This is a genomic window from Citrobacter sp. H12-3-2 (assembly GCF_009649895.1).
Taxonomy (GTDB): domain Bacteria; phylum Pseudomonadota; class Gammaproteobacteria; order Enterobacterales; family Enterobacteriaceae; genus Citrobacter; species Citrobacter portucalensis.
Map to the genome: position 1 here is coordinate 1,797,274 of NZ_CP045837.1, position 20,807 is coordinate 1,818,080.

Below are 20,807 nucleotides of genomic sequence, written 5' to 3' on the forward strand. Positions count from 1 at the left end.
ATGTTTTTCAGCGGAGGGGATAATACCCTTAATGAACGCAACGGTATGTGATCGATTTCTAAGAATCTTCCGAACGCTGAAAAATAACCGTAATGAACTACTTAGCATGCGGGTTGCGCGTGGACTCACCGGTAAAATTACGCATCAACAATGCATAATTCAGATCGATATCCTCTGGTACTGGCATCCACACGGTGTAACCATCGCCCGGCGCAACCGGCATGGCTTCGCCTTTCGCGTTTTCCATCTGCTCGAGGGTAAAGTTGATGTTGCCTTGTGGGGTCATCAGCTCCAGGCTGTCGCCGACGGTGAATTTGTTTTTCACCAGTACGGCGGCCAGTTCACCTTTACGTTCGCCGGTAAACTCGCCGACAAACTGCTGACGCTCGGAAACAGAGAAGCCGTATTCGTAGTTCTGATAGTCGTCATGCGTATGGCGGCGCAGGAACCCTTCGGTGTAACCACGATGCGCCAGACCTTCCAGCGTTTCGAGCAGTTGCGGGTCGAACGGTTTACCGGCTGCGGCATCATCAATGGCTTTACGATAGACCTGCGCGGTACGTGCACAGTAATAGTATGACTTGGTGCGGCCTTCGATCTTCAGGGAATGCACGCCCATCTGCGTCAGGCGTTCAACGTGGGCTATGGCACGCAAATCCTTTGAGTTCATGATGTAAGTGCCATGTTCGTCTTCGAACGCGGTCATATACTCACCCGGACGCTGGGCTTCTTCAATCATAAAGACTTTGTCTGTCGGTGCGCCGATACCCAGCGTAGGCTCAACGTTTTGTACCGGGATAGGCTCGTACTTATGTACGATATTGCCCACCACGTCTTCTTTGCCTTCCTGCACGTTGTATTCCCAGCGGCAGGCATTGGTGCAGGTACCCTGGTTAGGGTCACGCTTGTTGATATAGCCAGAAAGCAGGCAACGGCCGGAGTAGGCCATACACAGCGCGCCGTGAACGAAGATCTCAAGCTCCATATCCGGCACCTGGGTGCGGATCTCTTCGATTTCTTCCAGCGACAGCTCGCGGGAGAGGATCACGCGGGTCAGCCCCATCTGCTTCCAGAATTTCACCGTCGCCCAGTTTACGGCGTTAGCCTGTACTGAAAGGTGAATGTCCATGTCAGGGAAGTTTTCGCGCACCAGCATAATCAGACCAGGGTCTGACATGATCAGTGCATCCGGTCCCATTTCCACCACCGGTTTCAGATCACGAATGAAGGTCTTCAGCTTGGCATTGTGTGGGGCAATGTTAACCACCACATAGAATTTTTTACCCAGTTCATGGGCTTCATTAATGCCGAGCTGCAGGTTTTCGTGGTTGAATTCGTTGTTGCGTACGCGCAGTGAGTAACGCGGTTGGCCCGCATACACAGCGTCTGCGCCATAGGCGAAAGCGTAACGCATGTTTTTCAGCGTTCCCGCCGGGGAAAGGAGTTCCGGTTTAAACATAATTTTCTCGTTCTGATGACAGGTCAGACTCGCCTCACTCAATGAGGCGGTTAGGGGAGTGCCCCCATATTAAGGACGGGCATTGTAGCGCTGCGAGGAAGTCAGGTAAAGAAAAACGCCGGGCGACAGCGTTGTGTTACCCAGCTGGGCGAGTAATTATCAGGTCTTATCTTTTATCGTCTGACTGACACCATTGGTCTTAACTGAAGCAATACCGGTCTCGCGTGACTGTTCATTCGCATACAGTTGACTGCTACCAATAATCTGGTGGTTTGCAGCTTTCAGGTTGAAATGTAATTTGCCATTAGACGCTGTTTTTTTCTCATAACGCTCATCCAGAGGGCTGTTAGCCTGGACAGATGCGATCCCTTTTTCTGCAGCGCCTTTTGTAGTGTAAAGCTCACTGGTAAGGATTATTTCCCCGTTCCCAGCTTTAAGAACAAAGCGGTACTGATCATCGCTACTCTTACTTAATTCAAACCAACCAGCCATATGAACTCCTTGATTAAAAGTTTTATATCAAACAGTTATTGACGACAGTATTGTCAGAAAGAGTATGAGCGATATTTGGAGAGTTGCTAGTTACCAGGGCTCACGGAGCAGCGGAGCCCTGAAGTGCAGGAGAGTTTAAGCAATTCGGCAGGCGTCGGCTTCCCAGCGATACCCCACGCCATAGACCGCGCGGATAAACGACTGCTCGGCATCCAGCGACTCCAGCTTGCGTCGCAGGTTCTTAATATGGCTGTCGATGGTGCGGTCGGTAACGACGCGGTAATCGTCATAGAGATGATTGAGCAACTGTTCACGGGAGAACACTTTACCCGGCTCATGTGACAACGTTTTAAGTAAGCGGAATTCGGCGGGCGTTAAATCGAGCATCTTCCCACGCCAGGAGGCCTGAAAACGGCCTTCATCGACGATAAGCGGGCTGTCTGCATCCATTTGTTGCAGTTCGCGCTGCGGTTTGCAACGACGCAGGATCGTTTTTACGCGCGCGACAACTTCGCGCGGGCTGTAAGGTTTACAAATATAATCATCAGCACCGATCTCCAGCCCCAGCAGGCGATCAATCTCTTCGATTTTAGCGGTTACCATCATGATGGGGACTTCTGAGAAGCGGCGAATTTCCCGACACAGAGTCAGACCGTCGGTACCGGGCAGCATCAGATCCAACAAGATCAGATCGGGCGGCGTTTGGCGCACGTAAGGCAGAACCAGGTCGCCGTGGTTGATCAGCGTAGGGGCATAGCTCGCTGCCCGCAGGTAGTCGATCAGCAGTTGCCCCAGCTTAGGCTCATCTTCCACGATCAGAATACGCGGTGTGTTTTCATCAATGGGTAACTCAGTCATACATCTCTCTGTAAATCGCGTTCCAGCGGTAACTCTACTGTAATGCTAACCCCACCAAAAGGCGAATGGGCGGCACGAATCAGACCATTATGCGCTTGTACGATATTGACGCAAATCGCCAGCCCCAACCCGGAACCTCCGCTGGCGCGGTTGCGCGAGCCTTCGGTGCGATAAAATCGTTCAAACAGCTTCTGTAACTGCTCGTCACTTACGCCGGGAGCGGAATCTGCGAAGGTTAATAACACCATGCGTTCGCGTTGTTCGGCGCTGATATGCAACCCGCCACCGCTATCGGTGTAGCGCAGACTGTTTTCCAGCAGGTTGTTGAACAGCTGCATCAGACGATCCCTGTCACCAAATACCGTCATGCTGTCGGGGAGCGAAAGCTGTATGGTCAATCCACGGCTGGCGAAGCGTTCACGAAATGCGCCGCTTGCCACTTCCAATAGGGGGATGAGGTCCAGCGATGTTTTCTGGTAAGCCAGCGCGCCTTCATCTGACATGGAGAGCTGATGAAGGTCGTCAACCAGTTTGGTGAGCGTACCGACTTCAGCCTGCAACGAGGCAACGGAGTCAGGGGTAAACTGGCGTACGCCATCCTGAATGGCCTCCAGTTCACCGCGCAACACCGCCAACGGCGTACGCAGTTCGTGAGAAATATCGGCCATAAAGTCACGACGCATCTGCTGGTTTTTTTCCAGTGTACTGGCGAGCTGGTTGAAGTCCTGCGCCAGCTTGCCCAGCTCATCCGTACTGGTTGGCGTAACGCGAGTGGTGAAATCGCCCGCCGCCAGTTTGTGCGTGCCTTCCACCAACCGCTTAACCGGGGCCAGCAGGCTGCGCGCCAGCGTAAACGTCGCCAGCGCTGCCAGGATCGTGGAGAGCGCAACGATAAGCCAACTGGATCGTCTTTGCTGCATGTCGAAATTGATATCCGTATTCCGCGTTAAGCGTTCCACAGGAGAGGCAATCACGGCGCCCACTTCGCTACTGTTAACGCGTATGGGATGGCGCATGCCGTCGCGAGGAACTGGGCCGCGCGGGCCGACCAGCACACGGGCGTTTTGGTCGACAACCCAAAACTGTGTACGCCAGCCGTGCGGCGGCATGCCTGGACCCGGTTTATCATCGTCGTTGTCGTGTTCAAAAGAGCGCAGGATCTGGAAAACAAAACGATCGTTATTGCGTAAGAATCGCCAGTTGCCGTGCTGCTCGTACTGCTCGCTTAATGCGTCGCTGAGCATTTGCAGCCGCTGCTCGTTGCCGTGCTTGATATAGTCAATAAAACCACGTTCGAAGCTAATGCGTACGGCCCAGTGCATGCTGATCAGCAACACAATGCAGGTGGCGAAAATCGCCAGAAACAGTTTGCCGGTGATACCGGGCCGCCAGAACTTCATCAGGTGCTCCTTTTGCGCCGTGAAATCACCGCGTTGGTTTGCGTGTCGTTCGGCACGCGGGCAAAAATAATGGCGGGCAGCGCAATAATGAAGGCGATGCACAGCCAGGTATACATAAAGACGGTATGCGTACTTCCGCTGTCGATGGCGATATGCTGTTGGCCGAACATGCCCAGCAGCAGGCCTGCGATGGTCACACCAATACTCATCGATAGCTGCATGATCATCGACAGCAGGCTGTTACCGCTGCTGGCCAGATCGTCAGGCAGATCTTTTAACGTAAGTGTGTTCATGGATGAAAAACGCGTTGAGTTGACCATTCCCTGTAAAAACAGCACGAAGGGCAGGGCGTAATACCAGCCCAGCAGTGCCGTGGTCATTAGCAACAGACTGACCAGCGACAGGCCAAGCGTAGTGGTAATCAGTACACGACGGTAACCAAAGCGGTTAACGACCTGCACCACAATGCGCTTCATGCCCATACTGCCCAGCACCATCGGGATCATCATCAGCCCGGCATGAACAGGTGAAAAACCGAGGCCAATCTGTAAAAACACCGGAGTCATAAACGGCAACATGCCGCTGCCGATGCGTCCGGCAAAACTGCCGAACAGACCTAGCGAGAAGGTTGGTGTGCGAAACAGATTCAGGCTGAATAGCGCACGCGGATTACGATGGGCGTGTTTCAGATACAGCGCAATAGCCAATACCCCGCAGATAACCAGCGCCGCCAGCGTGATACTGGAGAGGCCGGTTCCTTTGCTGCCATCGAGCGCCAGCGTCAGTACCGCCATGCCGACCGCCAGCATCGCGAACCCTGAGAGGTCGAAACGTCGGGTTTGCATGGTGTAGTTGGGCATCAGCATTAACGTCGCTATCGCGCCGACAATGCCTACCGGAATGTTAATCAAAAATATCCAGTGCCAGGAGGCGTATTCAACCAGAATTCCGCCTAACGCCGGGCCCAGAAGCGGGCCGATTTGACCGGGTAAAGTGACAAACGTCATCGCCGCCATATATTGCTCACGCGGGACGATTTTCATCACCGTTAGCCTGCCGACCGGCACCATCATCGCACCGCCAACGCCTTGTAAGACGCGCGCCATCACCAGCTCGTTGAGGGTGCTCGACCCGGCACAAAACAGCGAGCCTAGCGTAAACAGGATGATGGCGGTGAAGAAGATATTACGCACGCCAACTTTGTCCGCCAGCCATCCACTGGCGGGCAGCATCACGGCAACAGTTAAAACATATGACACAATGACCATATGCATGTGTAACGGGCTTTCCCCGAGGCTTGCCGCCATCGAGGGAAGCGCGGTGTTAACGATGGTGGTATCCAGCGACTGCATAAAAAAGCCAAATGCCACAATCCAAAGTTGCCAGCGGGTGCTGTCGGGAAGTTCTGTCATAACTCTGCTACCGGTTTGCTGTTTTTACGCGAAAAACGCAGACGCAGACGGTCGAAAAAGAGATAGACCACGGGCGTGGTGTACAGCGTCAGGAGCTGGCTCACGACCAGCCCACCGACAATGGTTATCCCCAAGGGCTGACGCAGTTCAGAGCCATCTCCTGCGGATAACACCAACGGCAACGCGCCAAACAACGCCGCCAGCGTGGTCATCATTATTGGGCGAAAGCGCAACAAGCAGGCCTGGAAAATAGCTTCTTCCGGCTGTAGCTTGCCGTTTCTCTGCGCTTCCAGCGCAAAATCGACCATCATGATGGCGTTTTTCTTCACAATGCCAATTAATAGCATGATCCCTATCAGGGCGATTAGGCTGAACGGGGCATTGAACAGTTCCAGCGCCAGCAACGCCCCGACGCCAGCCGAAGGTAGCGTGGAGAGGATGGTCAGCGGATGGACATAGCTTTCATACAGCATACCCAGCACGATATAGACCGTGGCGATGGCGGCGATAATCAGGATCACCTGCGAATTCATGGTGTCCTGAAATACCTGTGCGGTACCGGCAAAGCTACCGCGAACCGTGGAAGGGACGCCGAGCTGGGTCATGGTTCTGTTGATGGCCTCTGTCGCTTCTGACAGTGAAGAACCTGTCGGCAGGTTAAACGACACGGTTGAGGCGGCAGACAAACCCTGATGGTTTACAGATAGCGGCGCATTCGCTGGTTGCCATTTAGCAAAGTACGATAACGGGATCGCTTTACCGTCATTGTTGATGACGAACATTTTGTCCAGTGCGCTGATGTCCTGGGTGTAACGTCGATCGACCTCCATCACCACTTTGTACTGGTTCATCGGCTGATAGATGGTAGAGATCTGTCGTTGTCCGAAAGCATTATTCAACAGGCTGTTGGCGGCTGCCACGTCGATCCCCAGACGAGACATAGTGTCGCGATCGTAAATCAGATTCATCTCCGCGCCATTGTCCTGCTGATCGGAGTTGACGTCTGCCAGTTGGGGCAGGGCGGCAAGCGCCTTACGGATCTTCGGTTCCCACTCACGCAGCGCCGCGAGATCGTCGGACAGCAATGTGTATTGATAGCTGGCGTTGGCCTGGCGTCCACCAACGCGAATATCTTGCACCGCCATTAAAAACAGATTCGCACCTGGCTCTTTTGAAAGCGCGACGCGCAGGCGGTCGATCACCTGTTGAGCGGTTTCACGGCGTTCATCGCGTGGCTTGAGGGTAATAAACATCATCCCGCTGTTGACCCGCGAACCACCGGTAAAACCGGTGACGTTATTCACCGCCGGGTCGTCGCGGATGATCTTCATAAAATCCTGAAGTTTGCCGCGCATGGCCTGGAAAGAAATGCTCTGGTCGGCCTGGATCCCACCCATCAATACGCCGGTATCCTGCTCCGGGAAGAATGTTTTGGGGATGGAAATATAAAGCCAGATATTCAGCGCGATGGTGCCAAGCAACACCACGCCTACCAGCCGCGTATGGCGTAGCACCCATTTAAGCGAGGTGCCGTAACTCTGTTGCAGCGCCACCAGCACACGACCAAAACCCCGCTTGCGAGACTGTTCGCGCGGGGTGCTGGATTTGAGCATCCAGCCGCACATCATTGGCGTTAATGTCAGCGACACCAGCAGCGAGATACCGATAGCAACCGACAGCGTGACGGCAAATTCGCGCAGCAAGCGCCCAGGCAATCCGCCCATTAACAGCAGTGGCAGGAACACCGCCACCAGCGACAGACTCATCGAGAGCACGGTGAATCCCACTTCGCGCGTACCCTGCAACGCCGCCTGGAGCGGCTTCATTCCTGCTTCCAGGTGGCGGGCAATATTTTCCAGCACCACGATGGCGTCATCGACGACAAATCCCGTGGCAATGGTTAACGCCATCAACGACAGGTTGTTCAGGCTGAATCCACACAGATACATGGCGGCAAAGGTACCGATCAACGAGACCGGAACCGCTACCGCGGGGATCAGCGTCGCGCGCCCGGAGCGCAGGAAAATAAAGACCACCAGGATAACCAGCGCAACGGAGATAATCAGCGTCTGTTCGACTTCTTCCAGCGAGGCGCGAATAGTCGGCGAGCGGTCCTGGGCTATTTGCAGATCGATAGCGGCCGGGACCAGCGTTTGTAGCTCCGGCAATTTGGCGCGAATGCTGTCTACCGTCTGAATAATATTGGCTTCCGGTAGCTTGCGGATCATCAGCAGAATGGCCGGTTTGGCATTGGTCATCCCCGCGTTGCGTACGTCCTGCACCGAGTCGGTTACAGACGCAACGTCGCCCAGTCGTACCGCCGCGCCGTTATTGTAGTGGATGATAATCGGCTGGTATTCGGCGGCGGTTTTCAGCTCATCGTTGGTTTGGACCTGCCAGCGGTGGGTATCATTCTCGATAGCGCCCTGCGGCTTACGCACGTTGGCGTTGTCAATTGCGCTACGTACGTCGTCCAGCGACACGCCCTGGTTAAACAGCGCTTGAGGATTAAGCCCTACACGCACGGCAGGAAGAGAGCTGCCTCCAACGTCCACGTCGCCCACGCCGTCGATCTGTGCGATGGTCTGCGCCAGTTGTGTTGATGCGAAATCGTACAATTCACCTTGCGAGTACGTGTCCGATGTTAGCGTCAGGATCATGATTGGCGCATCGGAAGGGTTGGCTTTGCGATACGTTGGTCGGCTCGGCATCCCGCTGGGTAGCAGACTTTGCGCGGCGTTAATTGCGGCCTGAACGTCCCGCGCCGCGCCATTGATGTCACGGTCGAATTTGAATTCGAGAATAATACGCGTACTGCCAAGTGAACTGCTCGAAGTCATTTCGTTCACGCCCGCAATGCGCCCCAGCGAGCGCTCCAGCGGAGTTGCGACCGAGGACGCCATCGTTTCGGGTGAGGCACCCGGTAACGATGCGCTGACCATGATCACAGGAAAATCCACCTGCGGTAGCGGAGCGACCGGCAGTAGACGAAATCCGAGTATGCCGCATAGGGTGATGGCCACCGAAATAAGAATGGTCGCCACCGGACGATGAATGAAAAGCGCGAAAAATTTCATTTACGCTTCCTCTTCCTGACGCGGGAAGCGGCTTTTCACATACAGCGACAGACGGTCAAACAGCAGATAAATCACCGGGGTGGTAAACAGGGTTAATACCTGACTCACCAGCAGCCCACCGACCATGCCAATACCTAATGGGCGGCGTAATTCGGCACCCACGCCGGTACTTAACATCAGTGGCAACGCGCCGAGCAGTGCCGCCAGTGTAGTCATCAGGATCGGGCGAAAACGCAGCAGACAGGCCTGGAAAATGGCATCGCGTGGTGACATTCCCTGTTCGCGCTCCGCGGCAAGGGCAAAGTCGATCATCATGATGGCGTTTTTCTTGACGATACCGATGAGCAAAATAATGCCGATAATCGCGATGACGTCCAGTTCGCTCCCGGCAATCATTAATGCCAGGAGCGCCCCGACGCCCGCCGTCGGCAACGTGGAGAGAATAGTAATTGGGTGAATAAAGCTCTCATACAGCACACCCAGTACGATATACATCGCGACAACCGCAGCCACAATCAACCAGATGGTATTTCCCAGCGCAGCCTGGAAGGCGAGCGTGCTGCCCTGGAACTGGGTGGTAATATTTGCGGGCAAGTTAAGCGTTTTTTCGGTATCCAGAATGGCCTGTACCGCATCACCCAGCGACCACTCGTCTGGCACGTTGAACGAGATGGTGGTGACCGGGAACTGATCGAGGTGGTTAATCGACAGCGGGGCAAAACGCTGTTCAACACTGGCGATCGCGCTGAGCGGTACTATGCCGCCGTCGCTACTGGTCAGACGAATTGTATCCAGTGCCGCAAGCCCTGGCGTATTGTTGGTGTCATGTTCTAACACCACGCGATACTGATTTGCCTGGGTGTAGATGGTTGAAATCAGTCGCTGGCCGAAGGCGTTGTACAGGGCGTTGTCGACATCTGACATGCTGATGCCCAAACGGCTGGCGCTGTCACGATTGACGTTCACATATGCTACCAGCCCTTTGTCCTGCCAGTCGCTACTGACATCGGACAGTTGCGGTAGCTGATTTAGTTTTGCTATCAGTTGTGGAACCCAGGTGCTGAGGGCATCAAGGGATGTCGCTTGCAGCGTGAACTGATATTGCGTCCGGCTGACCTGAGTATCAATCGTCAGATCCTGAGTGGGCTGAAGATAAAGGTCAACGCCGGGAACTCTGTCAACCGCATCCTGTAGGCGTGCAATCACTTTCTGCACCCGATCGTCGCGTTCATCCAGCGGCTTAAGGTTGATTTGTAAGCGCGCGCTGTTCAATGCCGTATTAGTGCCGTCCACACCGACAAAAGCGGTCAGGCTTTCTACCGCCGGATCTTTCAGGATGACATCTGAAACCTGACGCTGGCGCTGAGCCATGCTGGCAAACGAGCTGGACTGCGGTGCCTGCAGCGTGCCCTGGATGATGCCGTTATCCTGGATCGGGAAGAAGCCTTTTGGAATAAAGACCCACAGCATGACGCTTAGCGCCAGCGTACCAAGCGCCACGCTGAGCGTCAGCCACGGATGGTTGAGTACCTTTGCCAGCCAGTGACCGTACGCGGCGATAATGCGATCAAACATCCGTTCCGAGGCGCGCGAGAAGCGGTTCTGTTTACGTAACGATGCCTGACTGAGCATGCGGGCGCACATCATCGGCGTGAGGGTGAGCGACACTACCGCAGAAATCAGGATCGCCACGGCCAGCGTTACGGCAAACTCGCGGAACAATCGCCCGACAATATCGCCCATAAACAACAGTGGGAGCAGCACGGCGATCAGCGAAAAAGTCAGAGAGATGATGGTAAAACCAATCTCGCCCGCACCTTTCAGGGCGGCGGTCAGCGGTTTTTCGCCTTTTTCGATATAACGTGAAATGTTCTCAATCACCACGATAGCGTCATCCACCACAAAACCTGTCGCGATGGTTAGCGCCATGAGGGTCAGGTTGTTGATGGAGAAATCAAGAAATACCATCACCGCGAAAGTACCGATTAACGACAACGGTACGGCGACTGCAGGAATAATAGTTGCCGGAATATTGCGCAAAAACAGGTAGATAATCATGACTACCAGCGCAATCGCCAGCATCAATTCAAATTGGGTATCCGCTACGGACGCACGAATATTGGTTGTACGATCGGAAAGTACGTTGACCTTAACCGATTTGGGCAGGCTCTCGGTGAGCTGCGGCAGCATCTGGCGGATACTGTCTGCCGTGGAGATGATGTTTGCGCCAGGTTGGCGCTGAACATTCATTACTATAGCTTGTTGCTTATTGGCCCATGCGCCCAGCCAGCTGTTTTCGGCCCCTTGCTCAACGGTGGCGACATCGCCCAGACGAACCGGTGCCCCGTTTTTATAGGCAACAATGAGCTGACGATATTCGTCTGCGGACTGCATCTGGTCGTTGGCTGAAAGGGTAACGGCACGCGTTGGACCATCAAGACTCCCTTTTGCCGAATTGACGTTGGCACCGGTAATGGCCGTACGGATGGTTTCGCTGGTCAGACCGAGTGCGGCAATGGCCTGAGCGTTAAGCTTCACGCGGACCGCCGGACGTTGCCCACCGGAAAGTGTTACCAGGCCCACGCCGGATACCTGAGAGATTTTCTGCGCGACGCGGGTTTCGACCATATCTTCCACCTGCGTCATCGGCATGGCGCTGGATGTGACCGCCAGCGTCATGATCGGTGGATCTGCCGGGTTTACCTTGCTGTAGACCGGAGGGTTAGGGAGATCGCTGGGTAATAAATTGGTGGCGGCGTTAATCGCGGCCTGAACTTCCTGCTCGGCAACATCCAACGGGAGCGTCAGTTGAAACTGTAACGTAACGACCGATGCGCCACCGGAGCTTTGTGATGACATCTGTTTTAAGCCAGACATCTGTCCAAACTGACGTTCAAGCGGTGCGGTGACCGCCGAGGTCATGACGTCCGGGCTGGCGCCAGGGTAGAGCGTAACGACCTGAATCGTGGGGTAATCCACTTCAGGTAAGGCGGCGATTGGCAGGAAGCGATAACCGATAATTCCGGCAAGCAAAATCGCGACCATCAGCAGCGTGGTGGCGACGGGGCGCAGAATAAACAGGCGCGATGGTCCGCCTGTGTTGTCCGGAGGTAACACCTGCATCAGGAGTTAGCTCCTTTTTTGCCGTATCCGCGTGGCGCTGTTTTCTCGTCCTGAACAGAGGCGTCGTGCGCCTCAACGACTTCGACTTTTGCGCCTTCCGTCAGACGGTCAATCCCGTCGGTCACGACCCGATCGCCCGCAGAAAGCCCGGCGGCAATCACCACTTTTTGGCTATCCTGAATACCCGGTTTAACCAGGTGTTTGCTCACTTTATTGTCGCTATTCAGTACCCAGACAAAATGGCCTTCGTTACCCATTTGCAGGGCGGCAGTTGGGATCACAACGGCATTTTGTTGTGTGTCGACCAGCATGCGGGCGTTAACGAACTGGTTAGGGAATAAGGCATCATCCTGATTGTTAAAACGAGCCTTTACTTTGATTGTTCCGGTGGTGGCATCAATCTGATTGTCGAGACTGAGCAGGACGCCTTCGCTCAGCTTTTGCGAATTGGTTCGGTCCCAGGCTTCGACCTTCAGCTGGCTCCCCGATTTTTGTGCCTGCAACACGGTAGCAATGTCGTTTTCAGGCAACGTAAATATCAGGTCGATGGGATGCGTTTGCGTAATGACGACGATTCCGGTGGTATCGCCGCTGGATATTTGGTTACCGACATCGACCTGTTTCAGGCCGACACGACCATCGACAGGTGCGGTTATCCGGCTCCAGTCGAGCTGCAACTGAGCGCTGGCGACGCTGGCTTCATCTGCTTTGATTGTGCCTAACGTCTCATTGACCAGCGCTTGCTGTGCGTCCAGCTCCTGGCGGGAGACCAGATTGGTTTTAACCAACTGTTGATAGCGGGCAAGATCGCGACGGGCATTCGCCAGCGTGGCTTTATCTTTTGCCAGTTGTCCCTGCGCCTGAGCCAGAGCAACTTTGAACTGGCTGGGATCTATCTCTGCCAGCAGGTCGCCGGCTTTTACCTGTTGTCCTTCCTCAAAGTGTAAGGCGATGAGTTGACCATCCACCCGACTACGCACCGTGGCGGTATTTGCGGCAGTAACGGTCCCCAGCCCTGTCAGGTAACGTGGCACGGCTTCCTCGGTGGCGGTGGCAGCCTGCACGGGAGCCAACGGTCCGGAGCGCATTCCACGCCGTCCTGACCCCGCAGTGTGCTGCGCGGGTTTGGTTGCGCCCGGTGCGGTTCCCTGGGATGCGCTGCGGCTTTGCCAGAACCAGATGGCGGCGACGGCGGCCACGACGATCACGATTGCTATCACCCAGCGGGATTTATTACTGCCTTTCATTGTTATGAGTTTCTCATCCTGAAACGATTCGCGGAATGATACTAGTTTAGCCAGTGAACAAGGGAGAAAAATGGAGGAATTATGAAACACTGTCGGGATTCGTCTGAATGCTGACGCGGCTTTGCGAGGCGTTACGCAACAATCGGTGGTGAAGATAGCGAATACGCAATTGTGCGATAGAGTGCTGACAAGGCAAAAAGGAGGAAAGCCAGAGATTTCAGCAGGACGCTGGAACGGGAAAGCCCCTCCCGAGGAAGGGGCCAAAATAAGGAAAGGGTTATGATGAAGCAGGTCATCATACTGGTGATACTCTTAGTCATTAGCTTCGCGGCTTACTAAGACACCAGGGGGAGGGGAAACCCTCCCTAACCCTCACTCCTGAAAATAAGCCACAGCAAGGATGATGTCAATACGCGCACTTTTCAGCATGCGAGCGGCTTAGCGGAAAACAACGTCAGCCCAGCGGGCCAGTCCGGCGGTGACAGAACCGAAGTCATCGCCACCCGCGATAGGGATCCCGGGAAGCTGCTGGGCGAGGGCTTTTTTAATCAGCGGCGAACGCGCGCTGCCGCCGGTCAGATAAATCACGTCCGGTTTTTCCTGTGCGTTGTCCAGCGCCAGTTGGACCTGCTCCAGAATACGCGCCAGGGGCTGATTGAGCGCAGCTTCCAGTCCGTGTTGATTGATATCGGTTGCCAGCGTGTCGCTGATAAACGGTATCGCCGCCGTTACAATGGTCTGGTCGGAAAGTGCGATTTTGCTCTCTTCTGCACTGCGCACCAGGCGATAGCTCAGACGCTCGCGCCAGACTTTAAGCAGCAGAGCGACTTTATCGGCTTCTCTTGCGTCGCGGACAAGATCGTTGAGCAATCTACCGTTGGCGCTGCTGTAGAAATCACTTTGCGCGGGAACGTCGTTGATTGCGACCGCGTTCCACCAGGGGAGAATCGGTAAGGCGATACCTTTTTCAGTCTCACCGCCCATACCCAGCAGTGGCATCAGGTGTTTAAACGCCAGCGCGATATCCAGATCGTTCCCGCCTACGCGGCAGCCACTGTGTCCCAGCAGGCTGTTTTCGCGATCGGCACGCTGATGCCATTGCGGCCCCATCAGCAGCAGTGAACAGTCAGTCGTACCCCCGCCGATATCCACCACCAACACGCGTTTTTCTTCCTGCAGCGTCGCTTCGTAATCCAGTCCCGCCGCTACCGGCTCGTACTGGAAGACGACATCCTGAAAACCGGCGCGTTTGGCCGCACGTTCAAGAATACCCTGCGCCTGGGTGTTGGCGTCATCGCCACCTAATCCCTGGAAGTTGATGGGCCGACCAATCACGGCCTGAGTGATAGCTTCCGGCAGTTGGCTTTGCGCCTGGTTGCGAATGTGCAGCATCATTGCACAGACCAGATCTTCAAACAGCGCAACCTGCTGCGGCTTCAGACCGCTGGCGCCCAAAAATGATTTTGGCGATTTAACGAAGTACACCTCTTCCGGGTCTTCAATATACTGACCCAGCGATGCCAGACCGAACTGTACGCTGTTGGCGTTAACGTCGATGTCTTCTTCGCGGTTGTAGCGCATCGCACGGCGAAGCAGCGCCTGCGTTTCATCGTCCGTAGTTGGGATGTCATGATGGCGATACAGCCACTCGCTAACCGCTTCGCGCGTTGGTGCGCACAGCATTGAGGGTAGCAGCGTGCTGTTATTTTCCATTTTGAGCAGGTGGGGCTGCCCGTCACGCATAACGGCCACTGAACAGTTTGCCGTACCGTAGTCAAAACCAATAAACACCGTAAAAATCCCCATGCCAGTGAAGAAGGGGCGTGACTTTAACGAATAGTTGACGCCCCGACAACTGGAATATGAAAGCAAGGCATACTGATTGAATACCGTTTATCCTGTAGGTTTGCGTAAAAAGGAAAACTGAATGTTCACGCTGAGCTGGCAACCACCTTATGACTGGCCCTGGATGCTGGGGTTTCTTGCCGCCCGTGCGGTTGAAGGTGTCGAAACCGTAGAGGAACTGAGCTATGTCAGAAGCCTGTGCGTAGGGGGGCATCGTGGTCTGGTGCGCGTTGTCCCGGATCTGCACGCCAACGTGCTACACGTGACGTTGAGCACAGGGTTACAGCCGGTCGCCTCCGAGTGTCTGGCAAAAATAACGCGCTTGTTCGATCTTGGCTGTTGCCCGCAGCAAATTATCGCCGCGCTGGGCAGCCTCGGTGCAGCGCGTCCGGGACTGCGTTTGCCGGGCAGTGTCGATGCTTTTGAACAAGGAGTACGAGCGATTTTAGGGCAGTTAGTCAGCGTGGCTATGGCGGCGAAACTGACGGCGAAAGTGGCGCATGCTTACGGGGAAGCGCTGGAGGATGCGCCCGAGTATGTGTGTTTTCCTACGCCGGAAGCGCTTGCCAATGCCGATCCGCTGCACCTGAAAGCGTTAGGAATGCCGCTCAAACGCGCCGAAGCGTTGATTCACCTGGCTCATGCAACCCTTGAAGGAACGATCGCGACAACAGCCCCTGCCGATATCGAACAAGGCGTTAAGCAGCTACAAACGTTTCCCGGGATAGGGCGCTGGACCGCCAACTATTTCGCGCTACGTGGTTGGCAGGCGAAAGATGTTTTTCTGCCGGATGACTATCTGATTAAGCAGCGTTTTCCCGGCATGACACCGGCCCAGATCCGACGGTATGCAGAGCGCTGGAAACCCTGGCGCTCCTATGCGCTGTTACATATTTGGTATACGGATGGCTGGCAACCGTCAGTTGATGGCGAAATTACTGGTATTCAGTAGCAGATCCAGCGGTTGGGCATCGGCAATAATATCGCCATAAATCATATCAACACCGATGCCAGAAAGCGTATCCATGATGAGTGGCAACTGCACCGGACCGGCGATAGTTTTTATGTCCAGGCGCTGGGCATGACCCTGAATAATGGACACCCACATTTCGTCGATCAGGTTGCCGGGAGCGCTGGCACTTAGCTCGCTGTCGAGCAACAGGTAATCGACAATGCGATATTTCAGGTTGTCAAAGAGCTCTAAATCGCGACCAACCTGACTTAATACAATTCGACAACCGTACTGACGCAGTCGATGCAGGGCGGATATAGCCTGCGTTGGGTTGGTTTTGAAGACGCTTGCCGGAACGGTCAGATGCAGCAATCGCGGCGGTAGTGGACTGCGTTGCAAGTGCTCCAGCAGCTCATCGATAAGTTCTGTGTTGAGCAGGCCGACGGCGGAAAGGGGCAGGGCAATACTGAGGCCCTTACTGGCTACTGCTTGGGCAGAGTTCTGGAAGAACTCGCTAAATACCCGACGGTCAAGCGCCTTGCTTAACGCGGGATCGACCAGCCCGGCGCGGAAGGCTTGCTCCTCAATGACTTCACCCTCAGCGGTGCCTAAGCGAAGCGAAATAATCCAGAAGCTAAACGTCTCCGGTATACGCGGGGAAGCCACACCTCTGGCGATCATCAGCATTGGGTTGTGCATAATGGTGTGTCTTTGTTCATCCAATGTCAGTTGACTACGCGCGGCATGGGCCTGGCTTTGCTGAGGTTCATAAACGCAGACGCGTCCACGGCCGCTGTTTTTCGCCGCGTAGCAGGCGATATCGGCCTGAGACATCACATCGGTCGCGACATGGTTTTTCTCATCAATGAGCGTAATCCCTGCGCTGGCGCCAATACGGTGTAAGCGGCCTTCCCACATGAAGTGGTAATCATTAATGGCGCTGATGACGCGACCTGAAATAAAGCGGGCGCTTTCGATATTACAATCCGGTAGCAACAGACCAAACTCGTCGCCGCCCAGGCGTGCCAGCATATCGCTGGATCGCAACATGCTGAGCATAAGCGCTGAGAGTTCACGCAGCAGGGCATCTCCAGCGGCATGACCCGCGCTGTCGTTCACCGCTTTAAAACGATCCAGGTCGATAAAAACCAGCACATGACGCTGGTGCGTGTCGTGTACCGAATGCAGCAATTGTTTTAGATGGTTTTCGAAGCTGACCCGGTTTGCCAACTGGGTCAGGTCATCATGCGAGGCGCTGTAGCTAAGCTGGCGGAGCATCTTCCGCGACTCTGTGACGTCCTGAATAACCAACACCGAGCCAATGCTGCCGCCGTCGAGGGTGCTGAGGGGCGTGATGCTATACTGAATGTCATAACTGTTGCCGTTACGACAATGCAGGACCACTTCCTGTTCGATTGCCGTACGTGACATGTCAGCACTGTAGATATTTTCCATCAGCGGACCGTTCTCGCCAAAAGTAATATGTAGTACCGTCAATAGCGGAATGCCGATGGCACTGTCCTGCTGCCAGCCGCTCAGTTTCTCAGCGACCGGATTCATAAAGGTCACGTTCATATCGACATCAATACAAATCACCGCTTCGCCGATTGAATCCAGCGTAATGTGAAGGCGCTCTTTTTCCTGATACAGCGCTTCGTTAAGCTGCTTGACTTCGGTCATATCCATATTGATACCAAGTAAGCGTTCAACTTCACCGTCTTTATTCAGTACCCGGTTGGCCAACGAGCGGATATGGCGTATGCCATCTTTTACCGCGATACGAAACTCCAGTTTGAACGGAGCCCGTGCGGCCAGTGAATCACGAATTACATTTTCGGCGTACTCACGATCTTCGGGTACAACGCACTCATACCAGACTTGCCAACTGGGCTTGATATGCGCAGGAACTTCGTAGAGATCGAACATCCGTTTATCCCAGCTGATCACGTCAGGCTGGAGTTCCCATTCCCAGATCCCAATCCCCCCTGCTTCATTGGCGAGGGTAATGCGCTCCATTAACCGTTTGTTAATCCACTCGGTATGCTTCAGGTCGTTAATGTCCTCAACCTGCGCGATAAAATAGAGTGGGGTATTGTCGCTATGACGCACCAACGAAACGGCCAGCAACGCCCAGACGACGTCGCCCGAACGGGTGTAATAGCGTTTTTCCATGGAATAGCTATTAATCTCTCCGCGTGCCAGCATGTTCAACTGTTCAATGTCGTTGTTCAAATCTTCCGGCCAGGTTAATTGCTGGAAGGTCAGTGAACGTAACTCCTCCTGGCTATAGCCCAGAAACTGACACAAGGCTTTATTGGCCTGTAACCATTGCCCCTCGGTACCGACTAACGCCATGCCAATCGCGGAATATTCCATGGCGTTGCGAAAGCGTGACTCGCTTTCTGAAATGTGCTTGCGTTCGGCTCGAAACGCGTACATCACCATGGTCATCATATTAGCGGGCAACAGGATCATCAAAAACGGCAACCAGGGGATGTCCGTCATCATGTTCGGTTTCGGGGTGTAAAGCAGCGAAGGGTCGGCAGCCAGCATCAGCGAAACCATCATCACGGTGCTGAGGAATATTAAAAACGCCTCCATACGCGGCAGACGGACAGCGCTCCACATCAGCAGGACAATAACGCAGGTAAATGGCCATGGAATGTACATCATGGACAGCCAACTGAGCGTTAAGGTCACCAGCAGGGTAATCAGGGTCTCAAGCAATAATCGCGGGTCGCGATGGCGCAACAGGTAATGTGGTTTAAACAGTAAACCTAACGGCACCAACGCCAGTGCGCCAATGGATTCTGACAGTACCCAAATGAGAAAGGTATTTAACGACGTGTCCTTCGGCAGCAACAACCACATCAAAATGCCGCCCAACAGTGGCGGAACAACCGCGCTACCAAATGCCAGGCGCGCCCAGTCATTCAAATTTTGTAAGGGATTGTACCAGGGCAGCAGTTTACGCAATAACATTGCGCCAACAACAGCCTCAATAATGTTAATGACCGTATAGGAGAAATTAAGCGACTGTCCGGGGAAAAAAAGTAAAGAGGCGCCGATGCTACCGAATGAGCAAGCCAGCGCGATCCCAGGCCACATCTTTCCCGCGTGACGGTAAAAAGCCACCATCATGATAGAGGTTGGAAACCACAGAGGGGCAAGCTGTGCGCCGTAACGTGATAGTTCCAGCGAAAACAACGTAAAGATGAAAGCCACCAGACCTAAACTGGCCAGGCGCAGTAGAGGATGGGGTAAGGTAACTAAAACATGTTGGGATTGTTTACTCATTACCACTCTACCCAAATAGCCGTTGTCGCCCAGCAGAGATGCCGGACGCATCACATTTAATCTGGGATTATGCTAGTACAAACAATTTACAATTTATACGCCAGCTGCTCATAAATTAACACTCCCAAGCTATTAATTCCTAAGGCAGGTGAATAAATATAGCGGCTGTTCTAAATCTGACCATTTTAATTTGCGACAGGGACAGTATTGGTGCAGCCTGGGGTGGCATCGCGCCGCTGAAATCCCTATAATTGCCGCGTTTGGCGTTTCGGCGCCGCCCTTCCTTACATCCAGGTTAATCAGGTCGCTAAATTTATGACTGATCAGTCCCATCAGTGCGTCATTATCGGCATTGCCGGCGCATCGGCTTCCGGCAAGAGCCTTATTGCCAGTACTCTTTATCGCGAATTGCGTGAACAAGTCGGTGACGAACATATTGGCGTTATTCCCGAAGACAGCTATTACAAAGATCAAAGCCATCTGTCGATGGAAGAACGCGTAAAAACCAACTACGACCATCCGAACGCGATGGACCACAGCCTGCTATTTCAACATCTGCAAACGCTGAAGCGCGGCTCTGCCATTGAGCTGCCGGTTTATAGCTATGTTGAGCACACGCGTACGCCAGACACTATTCATATCGAACCGAAGAAAGTCATTATCCTGGAAGGCATTTTGCTGCTGACGGATGCGCGTTTGCGCGATGAGATGAACTTTTCTATTTTTGTTGATACGCCGCTGGATATTTGTCTGATGCGCCGTATCAAGCGGGATGTGAATGAACGTGGTCGTTCAATGGATTCGGTGATGGCGCAATACCAGAAAACCGTCCGTCCAATGTTCCTGCAATTTATTGAGCCTTCAAAGCAATACGCCGACATCATTGTGCCGCGCGGGGGTAAAAACCGCATCGCCATCGATATTCTGAAGGCTAAAATCAGTCAGTTCTTTGAATAAGTTCAGCGAATTGTGTACCGTTCAGTGATAACCTGGTTCACCCTTAACGCACCTGGCATTAAGGGTTTGAAGCACGAAAGGAGAAAGTGCCATGCGTTTATGTGACCGAGATATTGAAGCCTGGTTGGATGAAGGTCGCCTGTCGATCACTCCACGCCCTCCTGTCGAGCGAATCAATGGCGCCACGGTAGATGTGCGTCTTGGCAACAAATTCCGTACGTTCCGCGGTCATACGGCGGCGTATATCGATTTGAGCGGACCGAAAGATGAAGTCAGCGCCGCGCTGGATCGCGTGATGAGTGATGAAATCGTCCTCAAGGACGGCGAGGCATTCTTCTTGCATCCGGGTGAGCTTGCGCTGGCAGTAACATTCGAATCCGTGACGTTGCCTTCCGATCTCGTCGGTTGGTTAGATGGCCGTTCATCTCTGGCGCGTCTGGGACTGATGGTACACGTCACCGCACACCGTATCGATCCGGGCTGGTCTGGCTGTATTGTACTGGAGTTTTACAACTCCGGAAAATTACCGCTGGCTCTGCGTCCGGGCATGCCAATTGGCGCGCTAAGTTTCGAACCGCTTTCCGGTCCGGCAGCGCGACCATACAACCGTCGTCAGGATGCGAAGTATCGCGACCAGCAGGGCGCCGTTGCCAGCCGGATCGATAAAGACTGAGTGTTTTTCAGTCCA

The 20,807-nt window shown here is 54.1% G+C and carries 14 protein-coding genes; 4 read left to right on the forward strand and 10 right to left on the reverse strand.

Annotated elements, in window-relative coordinates; genetic code table 11:
• Positions 1-97: 97 nt before the first annotated feature.
• From yegQ to GHC22_RS08515, 8 genes are all read right to left on the reverse strand, one after another.
• Positions 98-1,459: a tRNA 5-hydroxyuridine modification protein YegQ gene (gene yegQ, locus GHC22_RS08480; protein ID WP_043016896.1), complete on the reverse strand. Its 1,362-nt coding sequence runs from the start codon at positions 1,457-1,459 to the stop codon at positions 98-100.
• Between the two features lie 159 nt (positions 1,460-1,618).
• Positions 1,619-1,951: a YegP family protein gene (locus GHC22_RS08485; RefSeq protein ID WP_048224506.1), complete on the reverse strand. Its 333-nt coding sequence runs from the start codon at positions 1,949-1,951 to the stop codon at positions 1,619-1,621.
• 135 nt (positions 1,952-2,086) lie between these two features.
• Positions 2,087-2,809 (reverse strand): two-component system response regulator BaeR, encoded by a 723-nt coding sequence (gene baeR, locus GHC22_RS08490; RefSeq protein ID WP_032943946.1) that lies wholly within the window; start codon positions 2,807-2,809, stop codon positions 2,087-2,089.
• Positions 2,806-4,209 carry a two-component system sensor histidine kinase BaeS gene (gene baeS / locus GHC22_RS08495; RefSeq protein WP_153752669.1) on the reverse strand — a complete coding sequence of 468 codons (1,404 nt, stop codon included), beginning with the start codon at positions 4,207-4,209 and terminating at the stop codon, positions 2,806-2,808. Before baeS ends, baeR begins: the two co-directional genes overlap by 4 nt.
• Entirely contained in the window at positions 4,209-5,621 is a 1,413-nt protein-coding gene (locus GHC22_RS08500; protein WP_153752670.1) for an MFS transporter, read from the reverse strand. Before GHC22_RS08500 ends, baeS begins: the two co-directional genes overlap by 1 nt.
• Entirely contained in the window at positions 5,618-8,698 is a 3,081-nt protein-coding gene (mdtC, locus tag GHC22_RS08505; protein WP_137377507.1) for a multidrug efflux RND transporter permease subunit MdtC, read from the reverse strand. Before mdtC ends, GHC22_RS08500 begins: the two co-directional genes overlap by 4 nt.
• The gene (locus GHC22_RS08510; RefSeq protein ID WP_153752672.1) at positions 8,699-11,821 is read right to left on the reverse strand and encodes an MdtB/MuxB family multidrug efflux RND transporter permease subunit; all 3,123 of its coding nucleotides are present in this window, start codon (positions 11,819-11,821) and stop codon (positions 8,699-8,701) included.
• Positions 11,821-13,068, reverse strand: a complete 1,248-nt coding sequence (locus GHC22_RS08515) for an MdtA/MuxA family multidrug efflux RND transporter periplasmic adaptor subunit (protein WP_048235011.1) — start codon at positions 13,066-13,068, stop codon at positions 11,821-11,823. Before GHC22_RS08515 ends, GHC22_RS08510 begins: the two co-directional genes overlap by 1 nt.
• A 279-nt stretch (positions 13,069-13,347) precedes the next feature.
• Between GHC22_RS08515 and GHC22_RS08520 the strand changes: the two genes are divergently transcribed.
• Positions 13,348-13,407, forward strand: a complete 60-nt coding sequence (locus GHC22_RS08520; protein WP_100280300.1) for a type I toxin-antitoxin system Ibs family toxin — start codon at positions 13,348-13,350, stop codon at positions 13,405-13,407.
• 99 nt (positions 13,408-13,506) lie between these two features.
• Here the strand turns inward: GHC22_RS08520 and yegD are convergent, their stop codons facing one another.
• Positions 13,507-14,859 (reverse strand): molecular chaperone, encoded by a 1,353-nt coding sequence (gene yegD / locus GHC22_RS08525; RefSeq protein WP_032943940.1) that lies wholly within the window; start codon positions 14,857-14,859, stop codon positions 13,507-13,509.
• A gap of 136 nt (positions 14,860-14,995) precedes the next feature.
• On the opposite strand from yegD, the gene alkA reads away from it, so the two are divergent.
• Positions 14,996-15,865, forward strand: coding sequence for a DNA-3-methyladenine glycosylase 2 (gene alkA, locus GHC22_RS08530; protein WP_153752674.1), 870 nt, complete (start codon positions 14,996-14,998; stop codon positions 15,863-15,865).
• On the opposite strand, the gene GHC22_RS08535 is transcribed toward alkA, so the two are convergent.
• Complete coding sequence (locus tag GHC22_RS08535; protein ID WP_153752676.1) at positions 15,833-19,162, reverse strand: diguanylate cyclase; 3,330 nt, start codon at positions 19,160-19,162, stop codon at positions 15,833-15,835. The two genes, alkA and GHC22_RS08535, sit on opposite strands and share 33 nt — an antisense overlap.
• 315 nt (positions 19,163-19,477) lie before the next feature.
• Between GHC22_RS08535 and udk the strand changes: the two genes are divergently transcribed.
• Both udk and dcd read left to right on the forward strand, forming a co-directional pair.
• Entirely contained in the window at positions 19,478-20,119 is a 642-nt protein-coding gene (gene udk, locus GHC22_RS08540) for a uridine kinase (RefSeq protein ID WP_153752677.1), read from the forward strand.
• Between the two features lie 91 nt (positions 20,120-20,210).
• On the forward strand, positions 20,211-20,792 hold the full coding sequence (gene dcd / locus GHC22_RS08545; RefSeq protein ID WP_003834269.1) for a dCTP deaminase: 582 nt from the start codon (positions 20,211-20,213) through the stop codon (positions 20,790-20,792).
• Positions 20,793-20,807: the final 15 nt, after the last annotated feature.

Bases quoted from the DNA above. Each gene is read 5' to 3' on its own strand.
- yegQ (WP_043016896.1), bottom strand. From the start codon at position 1,459: ATGTTTAAACCGGAACTCCTTTCCCCGGCGGGAACGCTGAAAAACATG.
- GHC22_RS08485 (WP_048224506.1), bottom strand. From the start codon at position 1,951: ATGGCTGGTTGGTTTGAATTAAGTAAGAGTAGCGATGATCAGTACCGC.
- baeR (WP_032943946.1), bottom strand. From the start codon at position 2,809: ATGACTGAGTTACCCATTGATGAAAACACACCGCGTATTCTGATCGTG.
- baeS (WP_153752669.1), bottom strand. From the start codon at position 4,209: ATGAAGTTCTGGCGGCCCGGTATCACCGGCAAACTGTTTCTGGCGATT.
- GHC22_RS08500 (WP_153752670.1), bottom strand. From the start codon at position 5,621: ATGACAGAACTTCCCGACAGCACCCGCTGGCAACTTTGGATTGTGGCA.
- mdtC (WP_137377507.1), bottom strand. From the start codon at position 8,698: ATGAAATTTTTCGCGCTTTTCATTCATCGTCCGGTGGCGACCATTCTT.
- GHC22_RS08510 (WP_153752672.1), bottom strand. From the start codon at position 11,821: ATGCAGGTGTTACCTCCGGACAACACAGGCGGACCATCGCGCCTGTTT.
- GHC22_RS08515 (WP_048235011.1), bottom strand. From the start codon at position 13,068: ATGAAAGGCAGTAATAAATCCCGCTGGGTGATAGCAATCGTGATCGTC.
- alkA (WP_153752674.1), top strand. From the start codon at position 14,996: ATGTTCACGCTGAGCTGGCAACCACCTTATGACTGGCCCTGGATGCTG.
- GHC22_RS08535 (WP_153752676.1), bottom strand. From the start codon at position 19,162: ATGAGTAAACAATCCCAACATGTTTTAGTTACCTTACCCCATCCTCTA.
- udk (WP_153752677.1), top strand. From the start codon at position 19,478: ATGACTGATCAGTCCCATCAGTGCGTCATTATCGGCATTGCCGGCGCA.
- dcd (WP_003834269.1), top strand. From the start codon at position 20,211: ATGCGTTTATGTGACCGAGATATTGAAGCCTGGTTGGATGAAGGTCGC.